Annotated in this window: 17 protein-coding genes; 1 reads left to right on the forward strand and 16 read right to left on the reverse strand. The window is 64.9% G+C overall.

What is annotated here, in order from left to right:
* Positions 1 to 17: 17 nt before the first annotated feature.
* The 15 genes from F1735_RS02710 to F1735_RS02780 form a co-directional block, all read right to left on the reverse strand.
* A complete protein-coding gene (locus F1735_RS02710) occupies positions 18 to 968 on the reverse strand; it encodes an AEC family transporter (RefSeq protein WP_167235480.1) in 951 nt (316 codons plus the stop codon).
* Positions 969 to 1,072: 104 nt separating this feature from the next.
* Positions 1,073 to 1,726: a DUF4142 domain-containing protein gene (locus F1735_RS02715; RefSeq protein WP_229505592.1), complete on the reverse strand. Its 654-nt coding sequence runs from the start codon at positions 1,724 to 1,726 to the stop codon at positions 1,073 to 1,075.
* 152 nt (positions 1,727 to 1,878) lie between these two features.
* Positions 1,879 to 3,171, reverse strand: a complete 1,293-nt coding sequence (gene fucP, locus F1735_RS02720) for an L-fucose:H+ symporter permease (protein WP_167235481.1) — start codon at positions 3,169 to 3,171, stop codon at positions 1,879 to 1,881.
* Between the two features lie 299 nt (positions 3,172 to 3,470).
* Positions 3,471 to 5,957 carry a glycoside hydrolase family 3 protein gene (locus tag F1735_RS02725; protein WP_167235482.1) on the reverse strand — a complete coding sequence of 829 codons (2,487 nt, stop codon included), beginning with the start codon at positions 5,955 to 5,957 and terminating at the stop codon, positions 3,471 to 3,473.
* Between the two features lie 185 nt (positions 5,958 to 6,142).
* Positions 6,143 to 7,165: a LacI family DNA-binding transcriptional regulator gene (locus tag F1735_RS02730; protein ID WP_167235483.1), complete on the reverse strand. Its 1,023-nt coding sequence runs from the start codon at positions 7,163 to 7,165 to the stop codon at positions 6,143 to 6,145.
* A gap of 107 nt (positions 7,166 to 7,272) precedes the next feature.
* Positions 7,273 to 8,325, reverse strand: a complete 1,053-nt coding sequence (locus tag F1735_RS36275; RefSeq protein ID WP_167235484.1) for an ABC transporter ATP-binding protein — start codon at positions 8,323 to 8,325, stop codon at positions 7,273 to 7,275.
* Between the two features lie 3 nt (positions 8,326 to 8,328).
* On the reverse strand, positions 8,329 to 9,192 hold the full coding sequence (locus F1735_RS36280; RefSeq protein ID WP_167235485.1) for a carbohydrate ABC transporter permease: 864 nt from the start codon (positions 9,190 to 9,192) through the stop codon (positions 8,329 to 8,331).
* Positions 9,189 to 10,082: a carbohydrate ABC transporter permease gene (locus F1735_RS02745; RefSeq protein ID WP_167235486.1), complete on the reverse strand. Its 894-nt coding sequence runs from the start codon at positions 10,080 to 10,082 to the stop codon at positions 9,189 to 9,191. Before F1735_RS02745 ends, F1735_RS36280 begins: the two co-directional genes overlap by 4 nt.
* A gap of 4 nt (positions 10,083 to 10,086) precedes the next feature.
* Positions 10,087 to 11,337 (reverse strand): ABC transporter substrate-binding protein, encoded by a 1,251-nt coding sequence (locus F1735_RS02750; protein WP_167235487.1) that lies wholly within the window; start codon positions 11,335 to 11,337, stop codon positions 10,087 to 10,089.
* A gap of 213 nt (positions 11,338 to 11,550) precedes the next feature.
* On the reverse strand, positions 11,551 to 12,093 hold the full coding sequence (locus F1735_RS35590) for a hypothetical protein (protein ID WP_222852930.1): 543 nt from the start codon (positions 12,091 to 12,093) through the stop codon (positions 11,551 to 11,553).
* Positions 12,094 to 12,212: 119 nt separating this feature from the next.
* Positions 12,213 to 12,848, reverse strand: a complete 636-nt coding sequence (gene yfcF / locus F1735_RS02760) for a glutathione transferase (RefSeq protein ID WP_167235488.1) — start codon at positions 12,846 to 12,848, stop codon at positions 12,213 to 12,215.
* A 76-nt stretch (positions 12,849 to 12,924) separates the two neighbouring features.
* On the reverse strand, positions 12,925 to 13,797 hold the full coding sequence (locus tag F1735_RS02765) for an outer envelope protein (protein ID WP_187364137.1): 873 nt from the start codon (positions 13,795 to 13,797) through the stop codon (positions 12,925 to 12,927).
* 36 nt (positions 13,798 to 13,833) lie between these two features.
* Positions 13,834 to 15,873, reverse strand: a complete 2,040-nt coding sequence (locus tag F1735_RS02770) for a methyl-accepting chemotaxis protein (protein WP_167235489.1) — start codon at positions 15,871 to 15,873, stop codon at positions 13,834 to 13,836.
* Between the two features lie 206 nt (positions 15,874 to 16,079).
* Positions 16,080 to 18,440, reverse strand: coding sequence for a hybrid sensor histidine kinase/response regulator (locus tag F1735_RS02775; RefSeq protein ID WP_167235490.1), 2,361 nt, complete (start codon positions 18,438 to 18,440; stop codon positions 16,080 to 16,082).
* A gap of 310 nt (positions 18,441 to 18,750) precedes the next feature.
* Positions 18,751 to 20,154, reverse strand: a complete 1,404-nt coding sequence (locus F1735_RS02780; RefSeq protein WP_167235491.1) for an NCS2 family permease — start codon at positions 20,152 to 20,154, stop codon at positions 18,751 to 18,753.
* A 206-nt stretch (positions 20,155 to 20,360) separates the two neighbouring features.
* Here F1735_RS02780 and F1735_RS02785 point away from each other — a divergent pair, with 206 nt between their 5' ends.
* The gene (locus tag F1735_RS02785) at positions 20,361 to 21,509 is read left to right on the forward strand and encodes an ABC transporter substrate-binding protein (RefSeq protein ID WP_167235492.1); all 1,149 of its coding nucleotides are present in this window, start codon (positions 20,361 to 20,363) and stop codon (positions 21,507 to 21,509) included.
* Positions 21,510 to 21,522: 13 nt separating this feature from the next.
* On the opposite strand, the gene F1735_RS02790 is transcribed toward F1735_RS02785, so the two are convergent.
* Complete coding sequence (locus F1735_RS02790; RefSeq protein ID WP_167235493.1) at positions 21,523 to 21,663, reverse strand: hypothetical protein; 141 nt, start codon at positions 21,661 to 21,663, stop codon at positions 21,523 to 21,525.
* Between the last annotated feature and the right edge of the window lie 22 nt (positions 21,664 to 21,685).

A 21,685-nucleotide genomic window follows, 5' to 3' on the forward strand; every position in this document is an offset into this window, starting at 1 on the left:
CAGAAGTCAGAAATGTTTCATATCAGCAACGATACAGCCGCCGAAAAGCTCAGGAAGGACAGTGCGGTCGAGACCAGGATGATGCGCGCCACCCTGCCGGTGTCGGCGCCGAAGCGTTCGGTCAGCAGCGCCACGTTGCTGGCGCTGGGCAGGCAGGCGACCAGCACCAGCACCGTCAGGGCGGCCGGGTCGATGGGAACGCCGAGCCCGATGGCGGCATGACCGATGGCCAGCATCAGCAAGGGGTGGATCAGCAGCTTGAGCAGGGCAAGCGGGACAAAATCGGCCAGCGCGGTGGCGCCGCTGGCGTTCATCTGCGAGCGCGCCAGCACCGCGCCGATGGACAACAGCGCCACCGGCGAAGCGGCGTCGGCCAGCAGGCTGATCGTGCTCATCAGCGGCTTGGGCAATACCAGGCCGACGCCGGACGCCAGCGCGCCCAGCAGGATCGACCACGGCATCGGGTTGCGCAGCATGCCTTTGAGCGCATTGCGCAGGGCCGTAGCACTGCTCTGCCCGCTTGACGGGCCGAGCCGCGACAGGACGATGCACAGCGACGTCGTGAGCACCAGGTCGACCACCAGCGCCACGATCACCGGCCCGGACGAGCGCGGCCCGAGCAGGGCCAGCAGCAGCGGCACACCCATGAAGCCGGTGTTGGGAAAAGCCGCCACCAGCGCCCCGAAAGCGCCATCGTTCCAGCCGGCGCGGCGCAAGGTCAGCAGCATCGCCAGGGCCACCGTCGTCAACGCGCACAGCAGGTAGACGCCGAACAGGCCGGCGTCGAGCAACTGGGTCAGCGGCGTGGTCGAGCCGAAGCGGTACAGCAGGCACGGCAAGGCAAAATACAGGACGAAGCTGTTCAGGCCCGGAATGGCCAGTTGCGGCAGCAAATGACGCCGCACCGCAAGGTAGCCGCACAGGACCAGGGCGAAAAACGGGAAGGTAATGGCGAGGATGGCGAGCATGAGCGCTCATTGTAGCGTGACCGTTCAGCTCGTGCCCGCGCCCCCTCCGCCGCCGATATCGACGGCCCGCCGCGCGGCGATGCCGGCCTTGCTGATGGGCGATGCTACTGGCCGGTTTTTTCCGTCCCCGCACCCGAACTGCCCGTGGCCTTGCTCTTGTTGCCGTGTAGTTCTTTCGCCGCATTCAGATGCTGGTCCACGGTCGGCGTCATGCGCGTGATCAGCGCCTTGATTTCGGGATCCTTGGCGCGGCCCTGCGCTTTGCCCAGCATGCTGTGGGTTTTCTTGTGCTCGGCCACGCCGGCCTGCGCCATGTAGGCGCGATCGAAGGCGTCGCCCGACAGCGCGGCCAGCTTGTCGACCTTGGCCTTGTGGGCGCGGTCCAGTGTCGATGGCAGGGTGACGCTCTTGGTTTGCGCCAGTTGCTGCACCTCGCCCAGCGCCTTGGTATGGTCGTCGATCATTTGCTGCGCATATTTCTTGACCTGCTCGTCCTGGCTCTTGCCCTGGGCCGTGCGCGCCGCCTCGATTTCGGCCATATTGGCCATGGCCAGGTCGGTGACGATCTTGCGGTCGGCGCTGCCGATCGTGGCGGTGCTGCCTTGGGTCCCGCCCTGGCCGGTTGCGCCTTGCCCGGTGCCGGCCTGTCCGCTGCCGCCCTGGCTGCCGCCGGTCTGTGCCTGAACAGCCAGGCTGGCGCACAGCGCAGCCGCCGCGCACATGCCGATCAATCCTTTTACCGATTTCTTGTTGAACATGTCGATCTCCTGATGAGGTTAGGGTTGGCGCCCGCGCGCGGGCGCCTGTCTCGTTTGGACCGCGCCCCGCCCCCGCAAGTTCAAGCAAATCGGCGCGCGCAAATGAAAACACCGCCGGCAAGCGGCGGTGTCTGTCTGCGGCGAACCGAGGATCAGCCCTGATACATTTTGGCGTACTTGAGCCCGTAATAGATGACGAACAGGTAGCAGGCGGCCGGCACCAGGAACGACAACTGCACGCCGAACGCATCGGCCAGCACGCTTTGCGCCAGCGGCACCAGTGCGCCGCCGACGATGGCCATGCACAGGATGCTCGATCCCTGCCCGGTGAATTTGCCCAGCTTGTACAGCGCCATGCTGAAAATGGTCGGGAACATGATCGAGTTGCACAGGCCGACCAGCAGGATCGCCCACATCGCCACCATCCCGCTGCCGAACACCGCCACCATGATCAGCGCGATCGAGCAGGCCGCATTGAAGGCCAGCGCCTTGCCCGGGCTGATGTAACGCATCGCCGCAAAGCCGATGAAGCGGCCAATCATGGCGCCGCCGCCGTAGATGGTCACGTATTTGGCGGCGGTGTCGGCGCTGAATGCGGCGATGTTTTTTTCGCCCATGAAGTTGATCAGGAAGCTGCCGATGCTGACCTCCGCGCCCACATATAAAAAGATCCCGAGCGCGCCCAGTACCAGATGGCGGTAGCCGGTGACCGAGGCCTTGTCGTCGCCATGACCGGCGGCGGCGGCGTCGTCGCTGTCGGTAATGGCCGGCAGGCGCGCCATGGCGAAGAACACCGCCAGCGCCACCAGCAGCGCCGCCATCATCAGGTAAGGCAGCTGCACCGTGGCCGCTTCGTGTACGCGGTACGCGATCTGTTCGGCCTCCGGCAGTTTTTTCAGGTCGTCCGCCGAGAGCACGGTGCTCGACAAAATCAGTAGCGCGCCCAGATACGGCGCCACCGTGGCGCCCAGCGAATTGAACGCCTGGGTCAGGGTCAGCCGGCTCGATGCGGTGGCCGGGTCGCCCAGCACCGTGACGTACGGATTGGCCGCCACCTGCAGCACCGTGATGCCGGCGGCGAGCACGAACAGCGACAGCAGGAACAGCGCATAACCGGCGTTCGCGGCCGGATAGAACATGGCGCAGCCGGTGGCGGCGATGGCCAGGCCGGCGACGACGCCCTTCTGGTAGCCGATTTTCTTGATCAGGAAGCCGGCCGGCAGCGACACCACCAGGTAGGCGCCGAAGAAGCACAGCTGCACCAGCATGGCCTTCACGTAGCTCAGCTCATACACCGACTTCAGATGGGGAATCAGGACGTCGTTCAGGGAGGTAAGGAAGCCCCACATGAAAAACAGGATGGTGATGACGATCAGCGGGCCGGTATGGCCCTGGTGCGCACCCGGCGCCTGCGGCACGGCCTTGGCCGTCGATACGTGTTGCATGCTACTCCTTCATGTTAATCGAGCCCCCCTTTCATCTGTTCCGGCACCGGACAAGATCGGCGCGGCCGAGCCGCGGACATACGCGCGGCGCGCCGGCAAGCCCAGCGCAGCCGGAATGATACCCGACACGCCCGATCCGCTCGCGCGAGCGCCCAATTCCGGCGCGCGCCCGGCTGGTGCCACATCCGACCCGATGTGCATATTCCGAGCCCTCCAGGGCCGCGACCGGCCAGCCGCGAAGCGGGCGCTCACACCGCCCGCACCGGCCAGCCGGCGCGCATCCGGGAAGGCGCCAGCACTCATTTCAGGTCGGCGCACTTGAGTGCGTCCTTCTCGAGCGCGGCGCCGCCGGCCACCTCGATATTGGCAAAGGCGGCGTTAAATACCGCGTCGCTGGCCACCGCGAACGGCGTTTGCACCCTGGCCAGGTCGGCGCCCTTGGCCGTGAAGCAGGCCAGCGGAATCCTGACGGTTTGCCTGGCCTTGCCCACCAGGCCCTTGAACACCGCCGTCAGGTCGAGCGCGGCGCCGTCCATCGACACCAGTACCTTGCCGGCCGGTGCGCTGGTGACGATGGTATCGAACTGCAGCGCGCCATCCCTGGTGGCAAACGCCGGCAGGGCGAGCGCCTTGGCGCCATGCGCTTCCAGGCGCGCCGGGCCGCTCCAGAAGACGTTCTTGGCATCCTGCTGGGTGTTCACCTGCGAGGTCTCGATCTTCACGCCGGGCTCGGTGATGGCCTTGTTCAAGTCGGCGCCGAGCGCGCTGCGCTGGTCGCCCACCACCACGGACAAAGGCCAGGTGGCGCGGTCCGACTGGTTAAATACCGGGTACAGATTGGTTACGCCGCAGCCGCCGTCGGCATAAGCGGCGTCGAGCTGGCCGACTTTTTGTTTGCTGGCGTAGGTCAGGCCGTAGCCGGTCTTGAACAGCGGCGCGTAATCGGCGTCGCCCACATTCACCGTCGCCTGGCAGATCGACCTGGGCCACGAAAACGACAGCTTGCCCTTGAAGCCATGCGCGCCCTTGAACAGCACATCGGCCACGCCCTTGCCTTCCGATCCGGGCAGCCAGGCGGCCACAAAACTGTCGGACAAATTCATCAGGTCATTGGTATAGAGTGCGCGGCCCGACACCAGCACGGTGACCACCGGCTTGCCCTTGCCGGCGACGGCCTTGAGGACCGCCAGGTCTTCCGGATGGCGCCCGCTGTGGCGCAGGGTGCCGGACGGGCCGATGTCGCCGCCGAACTCCGCGTACGGCGTTTCGCCGATCACCGCCACCACCGCATCGAAGGCCGCCACGTCGACGCCTTCGGCGGTGGCGCTGTAGGTCACGTTGGCGGCGCCGGCGGCGTCCTCGATGCCGGCCAGGATCGTTTCGCCGTTCGGAAAATCGCTGTTCTTGTTGTCGGTGCCCTGCCACGTCAGCGACCAGCCGCCGGTTTGCAGCGACAGGTCGTCGGCGCTTTTGCCGACCACCAGGATCTTCTTGCCGCGTGCCAGGGGCAGCGCGCCGCCGTCGTTCTTGAGCAGCACCAGCGACTCGCGCACCATCTGGCGCGCCAGGGCGCGCGCCTGCAGCGCGTCAAGCTTGCCGGCGTATTTGCCGGCCGACGGCTTGTGTCCGAACAGGCCCGCGCGCAGCTTCACGCGCAGGATGCGGGTCACGGCGTCGTCGATGCGCGCCATCGGAATCTCGCCCGCCTCCACCTGCTTGATGGTGTTGGCGATAAACGCTTTCCAGTCGTTCGGCACCATGATCATGTCGATGCCGGCGTTGATCGCCTGGGCGCAGCTGTCGTTGCGGCAGCCTTTCACCTGGCCGATGCCATCCCAGTCGCTCACCACCAGGCCGTCGAAGCCCATCCTGGTCTTGAGGATGTCGGTCAACAGCTCTTTGCTGCCATGAACCTTGCCGTAGTCCTTGCCGGACGATACATCGACCCAGCTGTTAAACGAGGCCATCACCGTCTGCGCGCCGGCGTCCAGCGCGCTGTAGTAGCCGGCCGCGTGGATATTCATCATCTGCGCCGGCGTGGCGCGGGTGACGCCCTGGTCCTTGCCCTGGTCGGTGCCGCCGTCACCCATGAAGTGCTTGGCGGTGGCGATGACGTTGGCATCGTCGCGGAACTTGCCCTGCATGCCGCGCACATATTCGGCGGCGTAGCTGTTTACCAGCGCCGGATCTTCCGAAAAGCTCTCGTAGGTGCGGCCCCAGCGATCGTCGCGCGTGACCGCCAGCGTCGGCGCGAACACCCAGTTGATGCCGGTCGCGCGCACCGCCTTGCCGACCGCCTCGCCCATTTGCAGCGCGAGCTTCTTGTTATGCGCCGCACCCAGGCCGATATTGTGCGGGAACAGGGTGGCGCCGTACACGTTGCTGTTGCCATGCATGGCGTCGATGCCCCAGATGACCGGCACGTTCACTTTCATGTCGGTGCTCATCGAGGCGTCGTAGAATTTGTCGGCCAGCGCGACCCACTCGGCCGCCGTCGCATACTTGTTCCCGTTCGGCCAGCTGCCGCCGCCGTTGAGGACCGAGCCGATATAGAACTCGCGCACCTGCTCGGGGGTGATGGCCTTGATTTCGGGCTGGGTCATCTGGCCGACTTTTTGCGCGAGCGTCATGCCGGCCACGATGGCGGCGACTTTCGCTTCGAGCGCGGCGTCCGGGGCGACGGCGCTGCGTACGCGCGGCCAGTCGGTCAGGTTGCGGGGAGCGGCGCCGGCGTGGCTGGCGTGCAGCAGCGCGACGGCTGCGATAAGACAGGATTGCTTGATCATGGTGTCAGTGCGAAAAAGTGGAAATGCCTGCCGGTGAAATCCGGTGCCAGGGTCCGTTCTGCTGCTGCCAGAAGTTGGAAACGCTCCCAACCGAAGATCAATAGTGCGACGATGAAGAAATTTTGTCAATCACAAGATTGCGTAAGCTGCGCGGGAACGACGAGGCGGCGCAGCCGCCCCGCGCCCTACTCCGCGCGGCGCCTGGCCGGCTTGCCCAGCGAGGCGCGCACCGTCACGCTGATCGGAAACTCGCGCGCGACCGGATGCGCGCTGCCGTAGCAGCGGTTGAGCAGCGCATTGAGCCCGCTCAGGGTCACGTCGCGCCATGGAATATGCACCGACGTCAGGCGCGGCGCCGAAAACTGCGCACTCGGGGTATCGTCGTAACCGAGCACCGACACGTCGCCCGGCACCGCCAGCCCCACGTCCTGGAAGTACGACAGCGCGCCGACCGCCATTTCGTCATTGGCGCAAAACAGCGCCGTGAACTTGTGCCCGGAGGCGACCAGTTCGGCCGCCGCGTCCCATCCGCCCTGCGGCGAAAAGTCGCTCTCGGCCACCCACATCTTGTCGGTAGCGATGCCGCTGCGTTCCAGTTCGCCCATGAAGCCGGCGATGCGCTCGACGTTGTCGGGCGAGGTCGATGGCCCGGCGATCACGGCGATCTTGCGGTGACGCTGCTCCAGCAGCGCGCGCGCCGCCGCGATGCCGCCCTGCGTATGGTCGGCCGAAAAACACTGCCCGGGAATGCTCTCGATAGAGTGGCCCAGCACCACCACGCGCGACTGCTTCGGCCCGAGCGCGGCGATGTCGTCGTCGGTCAGCAGATTGGTCAGCAAAACCAGGCCGTCGCAGCCGCGCTCCATCAAGAAGTCGATGCCTTCGATGGCCTGGCGCCGCGCGTCGCCCGAGCCGACCCCGAACGCCACCACCATGTGCAGGCCGGCGGCGCGCAGCGCCGTATCGATCGACTGCAGGATGGGGGTGTAGAAGGTGCCCTTGAGGACCGGGATGTAGACGCCGATCATTTGCGAGGTGCCCGACAGCAGCGAGCGCGCCGCGTGCGACGGGCGGAAATCGAGTTCCGCGATGGCTTTCTTGACCCGTTCCAGCGTCGCCGGCGAGACCGAGCCCTTGCCGCTGACCACGCGCGACGCGGTTCCCAGGCCTACGCCGGCAAGGCGTGCTACGTCTTTGATATTGGCCACGGCGTCCTTTGCTTGTTCAATTCAAGACCATCAGTTTAGTAAATACAGCGAAAGCATACCGCAAACGTCGGATTATGCATGCCCCGCGCCTGCCTTTCCAGTCCCGATTACAGGCGTTGCTCGCTGGCCTTGTCGAACAGCGACACGCGCGCCGCATCGACCGCGAAGCGCACCGTCTCGCCCAGCGCGAACACGCGCGTGTCGTTGACGATGGCCGAGAGCTGCTGGCCGGCGGTGGCGATCCACACGATCTGGTGGTTGCCCATCGGTTCGACCAGCGCTACCTTTCCTTCCAGCGCGCCGTCGTCGGCAATGCGAATGTGCTCGGGGCGGATGCCCAGCACCAGCGCCTGGCCGGCCGCCGCCCCCGCGGCGCCCCCTTCCAGGCGAAAGCCCTTGCCGGCGAAGCAGCCGTCAAGGTCGATCGCGCCATCGATGAAATTCATCGACGGCGCGCCGAGAAAGCCGGCCACGAACAGGTTGGCCGGCCGCTCGTACACCTCGCTTGGGGCACCGATCTGCAGGATTTTACCGGCCCGCATGACCACGATGCGGGTGGCCAGGGTCATCGCCTCGACCTGGTCGTGGGTGACGTAGATCATGGTCGAGCGCAGGCTGTGGTGCAGCAGTTTCAGTTCGCGCCGCAGTTCCGCGCGCAGCTTGGCGTCCAGGTTCGAGAGCGGTTCGTCGAACAAGAACACGCCCGCCTCGCGCACCAGCGCGCGCCCGATCGCCACGCGCTGGCGCTGTCCGCCCGAGAGCTGCGCCGGCTTGCGCGCCAGCAGCGGTCCCAGATGGAGCATGTCGGCGGCGCGCGCAACGCGGCGCGCAATCTCCGCCTTGGGCGTGCCGTTGATGCGCAGCCCGAACGACATGTTCTTTTCCACCGTCATGGTCGGATACAGCGCGTACGACTGGAACACCATGCCGATATGGCGCTCGCTGGGGTCGGCCCAGGTCATGTCTTCGCCGCCGATTTCCACCGTGCCGGCGCTGACGTCGATCAGCCCCGCGATGCTGTGCAGCAGGGTCGACTTGCCGCAGCCGGAAGGCCCCAGCAGAACCAGGAATTCGCCCTCTTCCACCGCCAGGTCGAGGTCCTTGATAATCTCGTTGCCACCGAGGGTGATGCACAGCTTGCGGACACAGACATTCGACATGGATTACCCTTTGACCGCGCCGGCGGCGATTCCGCGCACGAACCAGCGCCCTGAGATGAAATAGATCGCCAGCGGCACCAGCGATGTGAGGATGGTGGCGGCCATGTTGACGTTGTACAGGCGCGTGCCGGTGGTGGTGTTGATCACGTTATTGAGCTGCACCGTCATCGGCGCGTTGTCGCGTCCCGCGAACACCAGCCCCAGGATGTAATCGTTCCACACGCCGGTGACCTGCATGATGGCCGCGACCACGATGATCGGCAGCGACATCGGCAGCATCACGTGGGCGAAGATGCGAAAGAAGCCGCCGCCGTCGATGCGCGCGGCCTGGAACAGTTCATGCGGAACGGCCGCGTAGTAATTCCGGAACAGCAAGGTCATCACCGGCATGGCGAAGATCATGTGTACCAGCACGATGCCCGGCAGCGACCCGAACACCCCGAACGCGGCCAGCACCCGCACCAGCGGGTAGATCATCACTTGCAGCGGAATGAAGGCGCCGATCATCAGTATGGCGAACAGCACCGAAGCGCCGCGCGGCTTCCAGAACGAGAGCGCGTAGCCGTTGATGGCGCCGATCAGGATCGGCAGGATGGTGCCCGGCACGGTGATCGCCACCGAATTCCAGAAGCCGCCGCGAATGCCTTCGCACGAGGCGCCGGTGCATGCCCCGCTCCAGGCGCTGCGCCACGGCTCGAAGGTGACCTGCAGCGGCAGCGCGAAGATATTCCCGAGCCGGATTTCTTCCATCGGCTTGACCGAGGTAACCAGCATCACGTACAGCGGCAGCAGGAAGAACAGCGCGGCGGTGATCAAAAAAGCGTAGATGCCGATGCGCGCGGGCTTAAAGCAAGAGCGGCGCTTCATGCGCGGCCCTTGCGGCTGCGCGCATACGCGTATGGCGCCAGCATGGCCAGCACCGGCACCAGCAGCACTACCGCGCCGGCCGAGGCCAGGGCGATGTTGGCGCGCCCGAACAGATGGTCCATGATGAACTTGGCCGGCACTTCGCTGGCCGTGCCGGGGCCGCCCTGGGTCATGGCGACGACCGCGTCGAACAGCTTGACCACGGCGGTCGTGAGCAGCAGCAGCACGGTGGCAATGGTTGGCCACATCATCGGCAGCACGATCGACAGGTACACGCGCCAGGCGGGAATGCCGTCCAGGCGCGCGGCCTTCCAGATTTCGCCGTCGATGCCGCGCAGGCCGGCCAGCATCATCGCCATCACCAGGCCGGACGCCTGCCACACGGTGGCGATGACGACCGTGTACATGACCATGTCCTGGTCGACGATCCAGTCGAACGAAAAGCCCGCAAACCCGAACTGGTGCGCGGCTTGTTCGATGCCGTTGCCGGGCGTGAGCATCCATTGCCACACCAGGCCCGTGGCGACGAACGACATCGCGTACGGATACAGGAAGATCGTGCGCAGCACGCCTTCGCCGCTCACGTTCTGGTCGATGAACACGGCCAGCAGGAAACCGATCACCAGGCAGGCGCCGATGAACAGCACCCCGTACAGGGCCAGGTTGTTGAGCGAGAGCAGCCAGCGTTCGTTCTCGAACAGGCGCGTGTACTGCGCCATGCCGACAAAGGTATCGGACGGGAAGCTGCGCGAGTTGGTCAGCGAAATGCGCAGCGACCAGAGCACCGTGCCGAGGTAGCCGACGATGACGGTCAGCGCCATCGGCAACAGCGCGGCGAACGGCGTGGCTTGCTTGGCGAATGTGCGAACCCGGGGATGGCGGTGGCGCATGGCGTCAGCGCTTCAAGGCGGCGGCGATGTTCTTCTGCGCCTTTTCGACCGGCATGGCGGTGTTCCAGAAGGCGGTCAGTACATCGACCAGCGCGCCGTTCTGGTCGGGCGTGAGGTACACCTCGCCGTTGCCGACATGGCGCGTGCGCTCTTTCATCACCGTCATGGCGGCCTGGGTGCAGGCGTCGAGCGTGGAGGCATCGACGTCGGTGCGCACCGGCAGCGAGCCCTTGGCCCGGTTGAAGGCGGCCAGGGTGCTCGGTGCGGTCATCACGCCGGCCAGCAGCTGTTGCGCCTTGCGCGTGTCGGCGTTGGCGCTCTTGGGGAAGATGAAGGCGTCGCCCTGGATCAGGAACGGCGCCTTCGGGCCGAAGCCGGTGATGCAGCCGTATTCCTTGCCGGCGGTGAGCCTGGCCGCGTTGAACTCGCCCTTGACCCAGTCGCCCATGATCTGCACGCCGGCCTTGTTGGTGACCAGCAGGGCGGTGGCGTCGTTCCAGTTGCGCCCGGGCGAGCCGGGATCGACGTAGGACTTGAGGCGCTTGAACGCGACCAGCACCTGGCGGAAAGGTTCGGAGGCGATGGCGCGCTGGTCGCGATCGCGCAACACGCTCAGGTACAGGTCCTTGCCGCCCACATTGGCCAGCACCGCCATGAAGACGATGTTCTCCTGCCACGACTGGCCGCCGTGCGCCAGCGGTATCAGGCCGGCGGCCTTGAGCTTGTCGAGCGCGGCGAACAGTTCGTCCATCGTGGCTGGCTCTTTGGCGATGCCGGCCTTTGCGAACGCCGCCCTGGAATACCAGATCCAGGTCGGCATGTGGACGTTCAGCGGCACTGCGTAGTAGTGGCCCTTGACCTTGATGACGTCGCGGATCGGCGCCGGCAGGGTCGTATCCCAGCGCTCTTTGGCGGCGATCTCGTCGACGTTATTGAGCATGCCCTGTTCGACGATGTCGAGGAACTGCATGGAGGCGTTGAACTGGGCGGCGGCGGGCGGATTGCCGCCCACGATGCGGTTGACCGCCACCGCGCGCGCCTGTTCGTTGCCGGCGACGGCGGTATCGACCCACACCCCGCCGGCGGCGCGGTAGGCGTCGGCGATGGTCTTGACGGCGGCCGATTCGCCGCCCGAGGTCCACCAGTGAATCACCTCGGCTCGGGGCGCGCCGGCCGTGGATTCCGCCGCGTGCGCCGTGACGCAGGCGGCCAGCGCGAGCGCCGCCGCCAGCGCCAGCTTGTGTGCTCTGTGCATCCTGTCTCCTTGTGTGCGGATCTGTGTCCGCTGGCCGGGATAAGGCTAGATTGGAAACGTTACCATCCCGGGCATACGAATATAACACCCATCGATTTTCAGTGTCAACGAAATAACATCGTGCCGGAAACCCTGCGGGAAGGAATGAAAGACCATCCGCTGCGCCGGCATTTTGTTAACGTTTCACAACAGCCGGGCGGCAAGGCGAGGCGTTCAGCGGAAGGTCGGACCGGCTGAGTGGATAATGTCGCGCCAGGATGAGGGCGCCGACGGCGTGCCAGGCACCATGAGGGGCACGGTGACCATGTCCGAATCGGTTTCGGCATCGGTGGCGCGCAAGGGCAGCGGCAGCGCGGGAGCGGCCGATTGCACGACCGGCGCAGGGACGACGACGGCGGCGGGAGCAGGGGCGGCGACAGGCGCGGGCGCGCTGGCAGGGACCGGCGCCGGAGCGGGTGCGGGTGCGGGTGCGGGTGCGGGCGCCGCTGCGGGCGCCACTGGCGCGGCAGGCGCGCGTACCGGCTGCGCCGGTGCGGCCGGCGGTGTGGCGGGCAGCGTGGTGTAGGCCTCGTCACTGATCCCGGAGCGCACCATGCCGCGCCGGTACGGGGTCGTGAGGACGCGCCCGGTCACATCGAGCGGCACGCCGCCCGAGGCCAGGTAAATTGCGGCTTGGTGTACCGATACGGTGTCCTTGAGAAGAATTGCCTTCTCAACCGTCGCGGCCATTGCATGATTCTTGCGTCGCTCTTCCATTGCTGCTCCCTTTCGGCAACAATATACAGCCCGATGGAATTCAGCGCAATCCTTGCCGCCGAGTTCCCGAAGCTACCCGCCCGGGGCTGCCCGCCTGGGGCTAGCCGCCCGCCACCATCCTACCCGGGTACGCCGCCGCGCGAGCGGGCGATCCACTGGCGCACGCTGTCGCGCTGCCACTGCGCCGCGCACCAGGCGGTGAGCCGTTCCGGCACCGGATCGCCGTTCAAGATCAGGCGGTTGAGCGCCAGCGCCAGCTCGGTGTCGGCGATGCACCACTGCCCGAACAAATGCTCGCCCGTGAGCAGCTGGTCGGCAATCGCGATCAGGCGCGCGGCCGCGGCCTGCCCGGCCTGCGTGAGCGGCGTGGTCACCGGCGCATAAAACACCACTTCCGTCGAACGCTCGGCGCGCAGGGCCATCAGGTCGCTGCGCAGCCAGGCCATGACCTGGCGCGCCCTGGCGCGCTGTTGCACGCCGTCCGGCAGCACGGCCGCGTGGGCCGGCGGCGGAAAGGCTTCTTCCAGATATTCGACAATGGCGCTCGATTCGGCCAGCGCCAGCTCGCCTTGCACCAGCAGCGGCACGCGCCCGATGGGACTGAGGTCGCGAAACGCAGCCTGCTTCTGCTCGCCCTGGTCCAGGTTGACCGTGTGCAGCGTGAACGGCAGCTTTTTCTCGGTCAGGGCCTGGAACGCCGACAGCGCCCACGGGCTGGTGAAACGGCTGTCGACGTACAGGGTCAGTTCTTGCATGGTGGGCTCCGGGCAGTGGGGGTTGAAAGTCAGCCACCCATCTTATAGCAAAACTTGCAACATTGCTGCCACCCCCTCAGAAATGGTAGGCCACGCGTACCATCGGCGTCTTGGCGCGATAGCCCCGTCCCCCGGTGGTGGCCGCGGTGTTGCCGAATTTGTTGTTCCAGTATTGGTACTCGAGGCCGACGCGGAAGGTGCGCTTTTTATAGCCCATGGCCGCGCCGGCGTCGAACATGAGTTGCATGTCGATATTGGTTTCGGCGCCGGTATCCGCCCCGGTTTCGCTCTTGCCTTTGGAGGCGATGAAGTTGGCATAGCCTTCGAAGGCCCACAAGCGGGCGACCGGAATGCCCCAGCTGGCCGTGAGCATCGGATGCAGGTCGTAGGTGTAGCGCCCGCGCACATTGGAGACCGGCGGAAAGGCGCCGCTCGGCGCATTGCTCTCGCGAAGCAGCAACAGGCTGGTCGACAGAAAACCCGGCACCTCCCACATCAAGGTCGGGCCGGCCACCAGCATCTGCTTGCGCGAGTTGTAGCCGACGTCGTTCTTGGTGTTCCAGTCGAAGCCGACGGTCGCGCCCAGCCCGCTGACCGGGCCGAATGTGATGGGGGCGCCGCGCAGCTTGCCGATGTCGAGCGTGTGGCGGTACACCACGTAGGCTTCCTGGGCGCCGTCGGTCTGCTTGAGCGAGGCCGGGTCCTTGCTGTCGGAAACGAGCATGTCGAGATTGAAGAAATTGCCGCCGTACTGGTAGCCGCTGGCGTGGGTCAGCGCGAACACGTGCTTGCCGACGTTCTCGCTGTTGAACGGCTCGCGGAAACGCTCGCCGGTGCGCCAGCTGATCGCGGTGTCGCTCCAGTCGGCCGCCTGGGCGGCGGCGCCGGCCAGGCTGGCGGCGGCAAGGAGGCAGGCCGCAGGCAGGCGGCGCAGGTGGATGGCGGTCATGGTGATTCCCTGGTTAAAAGTCATGCAACGGGGCGCTCAAAATTCTTCCCAGTCGTCGCCGGCGGGGGCGGACTTGGCTGGCGCCTTGGCTGGCGCCTTGGCGGGCGCCTTGGCGGCGGGCCTGGCGAGCGCTTTGGCGGCCGGGCGTGGCGCGTTGCGGGCCGCCGGCGCCGGCCGGGCGAGGGCTCCGCGCGCGGGCGGCGCCACGTTCTCGTCGAGCTTGAACACGCTGACCACGCTGGCCAGGTTGGCCGCCTGGTCTTGCAGCGATTTGGCGGCGGCCGCCGCTTCTTCCACCAGCGCGGCGTTCTGCTGGGTGGCGTCGTCCATGGCGCTGATCGAATGGTTGATCTGGCCGATGCCCTGGCTCTGCTCGACACTGGCGGCGGCGATTTCGCTCATCAGGTCGGCCACCTGCTGCACCGAGGTGACGATCTGGTGCATGGTGACCCCGGCTTCGTCCACCAGCTTGCTGCCGGCATCGACCTTGGCCACCGAATCGTCGATCAGGGTCTTGATTTCCCTGGCGGCGGCGGCCGAGCGCTGGGCCAGGTTGCGTACTTCCGACGCCACCACGGCAAAGCCGCGCCCCTGCTCGCCGGCGCGCGCCGCTTCCACGGCGGCGTTCAGCGCCAGGATGTTGGTCTGAAAAGCGATGCCGTCGATGACGCCGATAATGTCGACGATCTTGCGCGAACTGTCGGTAATCGATCCCATCGTGCTGACCACCTGCCCCACCACCTGGCCGCCCTTGAGCGCGTGCGAGGAGGCCGACACGACCAGCTGGTTGGCCTTGCTGGCGTTCTCGGCATTCTGCTTCACGGTCGAGGTCATCTGCTCCATGGCGGCGGCCGTTTCTTCCAGGCTCGACGCTTGCGCTTCGGTGCGGCCCGACAAGTCCATATTGCCGGCTGCAATTTCGCTCGAGGCTGCGGCGATGGTTTCGGTGCTGCCTCGCACCTGGCTGATGGTCAGGTTCAACGACGACACGAAGCGGTTGAAGGCATCGGCCAGTTCGCCCACCTCGTCGCCGCTCTCGACCGGCATGCGCCGGCTCAGGTCGCCATTGCCGCCGGCGATATCGCTCAGCATGGCGCTAGCGCGCGCCACCGGGCCGGCGATCGCGCGGCTGATCAAATAGATGCCGAACAGGCCGATGCCGCCGCCGATCAGGGCCGCCACCAGGGCCGAGATGGTGGCGTCGCGCGCGACATTGCCCAGCACTTCGGTTTCCGGCACTTCGGCCACCACATACATGTTCAGTTCCGGCACATAGGACGAGGCCAGGATGCGCGTGCCGTTGGCGCCGGTGCCGGCGGCGTGGGTGAATTTGGCGCCGCCCAGCAAGGCCTTGCTCAGTTCTTCGCTATAGCCCGGCAAGTCCTTGAGCAAATGCTTGCCGTCGGCCAGGGCGGCGTCGCGATGCACCAGCACGGCGCCGTTGGCGCTGACCAGCGACACGAAGCCGGTCTGGCCGACCTTGTAGGCGCGGATGGTGTCGGCCAGCGCCGCCACCGACAGGCCGACCCCGGCCACGCCCAGCTTGCCCGGCCCGGCGTCGGCGCGCACATTGATGAACAACATGATGTCGGACGCGCCTTCCTTGTTCAGCACCAGGGTGTAGGGCTTGCCCTCGGCCAGGAAGCTGTGGAACCACTGGTCCTTGCCGCCTTCCTTGTCGATGGTACGGGTCAGGCCCTGCTCGCTCATGTATTTGCCGGTCGCTTTCGAGACCCAGAACACGGTGACGGCCTTGTTCTTGGCCTTGACGCTCTCGGCGTAGGCCTTCCAGGCAGCGATGCCGGCATCGGGCAAGCCCTCGCCTTCCCAGGCGTGGATGTAGGTGTTGCTGGCCAGCGCCAGCGACGCGCCCAGCGGCACCGAAATCTGGCGCAGCACGTCATTGCGGATCTCGCCCACCACCGACGGCAACTCTTGCTCGACGACCCGCTCGCGGATGGCGCGGCTGGTCATGGTGATGCTCAGGGTGGAGGAAATGACAACGAACAACAGCAGGCAGGCTGCCATGCTGAGCATGAGTTTCTTTTGGATCGAGAGATGGCGCAACAGGGTCAAGGCGGTATCCTTTCGGTGACAGGGCGTCACAACACAAGGACCATATTCCTTTCTGGCTTGCGCCAGGTCAAGACCAAACGCACTAAGCGTGCTAACGCCCCCAGGAAGTGTTGCGTGCCGGTCGCAAGCTGGACAAACACACAATCTTGTCGAACAGAAGCTGCGCGCGAACGCTGGCTTTGGTGCTCGCGTTGCACCACCCAAGCTTACCTCATCAATGCCATGAGTTGGCTGATGTCCACCGGCTTCACCAGATGATGGTCGAAGCCGGCGGCTTGCGATCGCTCGCGGTCGCTATCCTGTCCATAGCCGGTGACCGCAATCAGTTTGGCGTCTCGCATGTGCGGGACCGCACGAATTCGTCGGGCCAGCTCGTGACCATCGATGTCCGGCAGGCCAATATCGAGAATGCATATATCGGGCACGGACACCAGAACAACATCCATTGCGCCGGTACCGCTATGGGCCACGGCCACCGAATGCCCCTGCAGCTCCAGCATCGTCTGCAGCATGTCGGCCGAATCGACATTGTCGTCAACCACCAGAACATTTCTTGATGGCACCTCCAGCGAGGGTGCCACGCCCGCTGCCGGTGTGGCATGCGCGCCCTCTTCCGCCAACGGCAAGTACACCACAAAGGTACTGCCGAGACCTTCACCGGCACTGGAAGCCTGGACTGACCCACCGTGCAGCTCGACCAATTTCTTGACAATGGCCAAGCCGAGTCCGAGGCCGCCGGATGCCCTGTCCGCGGATCGCGCACCCTGCGTAAAGAGCTCGAATACATGCGCAAGAAGCTCGGGCGCAATGCCAATGCCTGCATCGGCCACTTCCACGCTCACCCCGCCTTTTTCCGTACGTACGGTCAGATCGATGCGGGTCCCAGGTGGAGAGTATTTGGCGGCATTGTTGAGGATGTTGGCGAAGACCTGCGTCAGCCGGGTCGGGTCGCCAATGATAGGCAATGGCAAGGCTGGCGCGCTGACCGTTAACTTTTGTTCTTTTTTCATGAGCATCGGCGACACCTGCTCGACAGCTCCCTCAATCAAGTCTTTCAGCGACAGCCGGTGTTCGGATAAGGTGATCAGCCCGCCAGTCACGCGTGCCACGTCCAACAGATCGTCGAGCAGTTGGGTCATGTGAATCACCTGCCGTGAAATGATGGCGCCAGCCTTTTTTGCGATTGCCTCGCTGGTTTTTGGCATGGTGAGCATCTGCGCAGCGGTGTTGATCGGCGCGAGCGGATTGCGCAGTTCATGGGCGAGCATGGCGAGGAACTCGTCCTTGCGGCGGTTTGCCAAGCGCAGCTCATTTTGCACGTCTTCCAGCACGCTCACATCGGTATTCGTGCCGAACCATTGGACGATCTCGCCGGCAGCATCGCGCAAAGGAGCGACCCGCGTAAAAAACATGCGGTAGGTGCCATCGGCGGCCCGCAATGGAAAGGCCATTTCGAACGGCAGGCCAGTTGCGCTCGACAATTTCCAGGTTTCCATCACGCTGGGCAGGCATGCCGGATCATGCACGCTCTGCCAGCCCCACCCTTCCATGTCGGCAAGCCTTGTGCCCGTATACGCATACCATCGATCGTTGTACCAGTGAATCCAGCCTTCGCGGTCAGCCATCCAGGCCAGTTGCGGGATTGTATTGGCCAGTAAAACAAAACGTTGTTCACTCATTTTCAATGCGGCGTTCGCCTCGATCGCGGAGGTCACATCGAATCCTTCGACAAACACGCCGCCGACCTCGCCGTGCTCGTTTCGAATGGGCTGATAGATGAAACTGACAAATCGTTCTTCGAGTTCCTTACCCGCTTCGCGCTGTAATTTCACCGCGACTTCGTGTCCAGGATGCCGCTCACCAGTGCTGTAGACGTGATCGAGCAATTCAAAAAAGCCCTGCCCTTCGAGTTCGGGCAGCGCGGCGCGGACCGTCTTTCCGGTCAGTTGCCGGTCCCCGACGTGGGCAATATATGCGGCATTGACCAGCTCGAAAACATGCGTCGGCCCGCTGAACACTGCCATGATCCCTGGCGCCTGATCAAACAACTGGCGCAGTCGTTCGCGCTCGTGCGCCCTATCCTTTTCGGCAAGCACCGCCTGCGTGGTTTCCACGACCGTGCAAAACAAACCGCCAACACTGCCGTCGTCGCTTTCAACGGCCGAATAAGAGAACGTGAACCAGGCCGTTCTCTGCGTGCCGTTGCGGAGCAAGACCAGCGGGAAATTTTCGCGGTACACCGTTTCGCCCGACATGGCCAGCGCAATGAATGACTGGAGCTCATCCCATACCTCGGGCCAGACTTCATCAAACCGTTTTCCCATTGCAAACGGGTGCCGGTCCTGCAGCAACTCCGCATACTTGTCGTTGTAAAAGAGGCGAAATTGCGGTCCCCAAGCGACAAACATGGCGAATCGGGAATTGAGCATCAGGCTGACGACTGTTTTCAATGCCTGGGGCCAGCTCGCCGCAGCCCCAAGCTCGTGGCCCGGCCAGTCGCGCTGGCGCAGCATCTCGCCCGTCACACCGCCATTGCGCAGGAATCCCTCGGACGCGCGATTTCGCATATTCACTTTCGAAAGGACGAGGTCTGGCAGTATATCGCACCGCTTATGGGAAACAACAATGTAGCTCGCGCCTTGGTGCGCATCAGGCCGACGTCGACACCCGACACTGTGGATGACCTGCCGAGGCCGGCGCAAAGGCATGCGTTTCCCGCTCAAGGCCACCGGGCCGGCATTCGATGGTGTGCGGCATGTCCGCTGAGCTAAGGGCATGGGCGGCGCGCATGCGCAAGCGGCCGGCCGGCGCCAACTGGCGCAAACCTACTTCAAGGTCAGGTGCGCTCCCACGCTCGACAGCGCGGCAGAACGATTTTCATCCGCCGCCGAGATAGATAAACTTAAACAGGAACAAGGCTGCGATCACCCATACCGCCGCCTTGACCTCGCGCGCGCGCCCGGTCAGCAGCTTGAGCACGGCGTAGGAAATGAAACCGAAGGCCACGCCGGTGGCGATCGAATACGTGAACGGCATGGCCAGCGCGGTGATCGCGGCCGGTATGCTTTCGGTGGTGTCGTTCCAGTCGATCTCGCCCAGTTCGCGCAGCATCAGGCAAGCCACGTACAGCAGCGCCGGCGCGGTAGCGTACGCCGGCACCACCGAGGCCAGCGGCGAGAGGAACAGGCAGCACAGGAACAGGACCGCCACCGCCACCGCGGTCAGTCCGGTGCGCCCGCCGGCCTGGACCCCGGCCGCGCTTTCGATGTATGCCGTGGTGCTCGAGGTGCCGAGGGCGGCGCCGGCCACGATGGCGCAACTGTCGGCCATCAGGGCCTTGTTCAGGCGCGCCATCTTGCCGTTGACCAGGAAGCCGGCGCGGCTGGCCACGCCCATCATGGTGCCGGTGGCGTCGAACAGCTCGACCAGGAAGAACACCAGCACCACGTTCAAGATCCCGACCGAGAGCGCGCCCATGATGTCGAGCTTGAACAGGGTGGGCGCAAGCGACGGCGGGGCCGACACCAGGCCCATGAACTTGTTACCCGCGAAGAAAAAACTGAGCACGGTGACCAGCAGGATGCCGATCAGGATCGCGCCTTTGACCTTCAGCTTGTCGAGCGCGACGATCACGAAAAAGCCGATGATCGCCAGCAAGGCCGGGGCGGAATGCAAGTCCCCCATGGTGACCATGGTGTCCTTGTTGGACACCACGATGCCGGCATTGTGCAGCGCGATCAGGCCCAGGAACAGGCCGATCCCGACCGCGATGGCGACCCGGATCGAGGCGGGAATGCCGTTGATAATCATTTCGCGCAGGCGAAACAGACTCACCAGCAAAAACAGGCAGCCGGAAATGAACACCGCGCCCAGCGCCACCTCCCACGACAAGCCCATCTGCTTGACCACGATGAAAGCGAAATAGGCATTCAAGCCCATTCCCGGCGCCAGCGCGATCGGATAGTTGGCGTACAGGCCCATGATCAGGCTGCCGAGCGCGGCGGCCAGGCAGGTGGCCACGAACACGGCATCGGTGGGCATGCCGGCGCTGCCGAGGATCGACGGGTTGACGAAGATGATGTAGGCCATCGTCAGGAACGTGGTCAGCCCGGCCAGCAGCTCGGTGCGGACGTCGGTTCCGTGCTCCTTGAGTTTGAAATGGTTTTCAAGTAACGACAAGATGGTCTCTCCTGTTGGGGGTAAGCATGGGAAATATACCAGCCGGCATGCCGGTGGGGGGCATATCGTACCCGCTTGTCGCCATTTGCATGCAAAGAGCATGGCGAGCGCCGCCATACACCGTGGGCTGACGCAAATACAACAGTTCAATTGTTGCATCAGCGCAAATTTGCCTTAAACTAAAGCGCCCTTGCCAAGAACGCTATCAATTTGCTCAACATCGGCTCCGCGACCATGATGCTGCGCGGCGGTATCCGGCGTCCCCTCAGCAGTTTGCCTCTTACAGAACAGAAGGAAAAGGATTACGCATGAAACTTAGCCATATCGGATTCGCAGCGGCCACGCTGTGCCTCGGCAGCGCCACGTTTGCGGCCGACACCATCAAGATCGGCGCGCTGTTGCCGCTGACGGGCGGATCGGCCCCGCTGGGCCTGGCGGTACGCGACGGCCAGCGCCTCGCGGTGGCGCACATCAATGCCCGTGGCGGCGTCATGGGGCGCAACCTGGAACTGGTCGAGCTGAACGATGAAAGCAAGCCCGAAAACGCGAGCAAGAACATGGAAGCGCTGCTGGCCAAGGGCGTGGTGGCGTGCTCCTGTGGCGTGAACACCGGCGTAGTGCTGGCGTACCAGCCGGTGATGCAAAAGGCCAAGCTGCCCAATATCGTACCGGCGTCGGCCGGCACCAAGCTGACCAAGGCGTTCCAGAACGCGCCGGAAGGCAATTACACCTTCCGCGTGCAAGCGTCGGACACCTTGCAGGCGCAGATGATGGTCGACTACGCGGTCAAGAAGGGCCACAAGAAAATCGCGCTGCTGCACGACACCACGCCATACGGCACAGGCGGGCATGACGACATGGTCAAGCAGTTGATCACGCATGACATCAAGGCAGTCTCGGTGGGCAGCTTCAAGGTGGGCGACGCCGATATGTCGGCCCAGCTGGCCAAGGCCAAGGAAGCCGGTGCGACGGTGCTGCTGGTGTACGGCATCGGGACCGAGCAAGGCCATATCGCCGCCGCCAGCGCCAAGCTGGGCTTGAACCTGGCGCTGATCGGCTCGTGGGCCAACGCCACCGATTCCTTCATCAATGTGGCGGCCAGCCATGCCGAAGGGGCGATCTCGCCGCAGACCTTTGTGGAAGGCGCCACCTCGGCGGCCGGGCGCGAATTCGAGGCGGCCTACCGCAGCGAATACAAGCGTGCGCGCATGACCAATCCGACCGCCGTGGCCGGTGGGCACGACTCGATCCTGCTGCTGGCCGCCGCCATCCGCCAGGCCAACAGCACCGACGGCGCCAAGATCAAGGCCGCGCTGGAAAAGCTGAGCAGCACGGTGCCGGGCGCGATTGCCACCTACAACAAACCGTTCTCGGAAGATGATCACGAAGGGATCAACCTGAGCAGCGCAGTGATGGCGATCTGGAAAAAAGGCGCGATCGTGCGCGCGCCGCTGTAAGCTTGCCCGACGCTCAGGCGGCTGGCCAGCCCGGCTGGGCCAGCCGCCGTGCGGTGCCGTTGAACAGGTCCAGGTCGAGCGCGCCGGCCATGCCCTCCACCTTGCCGGCGCCCATGTGCGGGCAAGCGCGTCTATCCGGGCGTCTTGGCGTCACCAAACACTGCCGCCAGGTGGGG

Origin of the sequence: Massilia genomosp. 1 (assembly GCF_011682185.1) — a bacterium.
Lineage (GTDB): Bacteria > Pseudomonadota > Gammaproteobacteria > Burkholderiales > Burkholderiaceae_D > Telluria_A > Telluria_A rubra.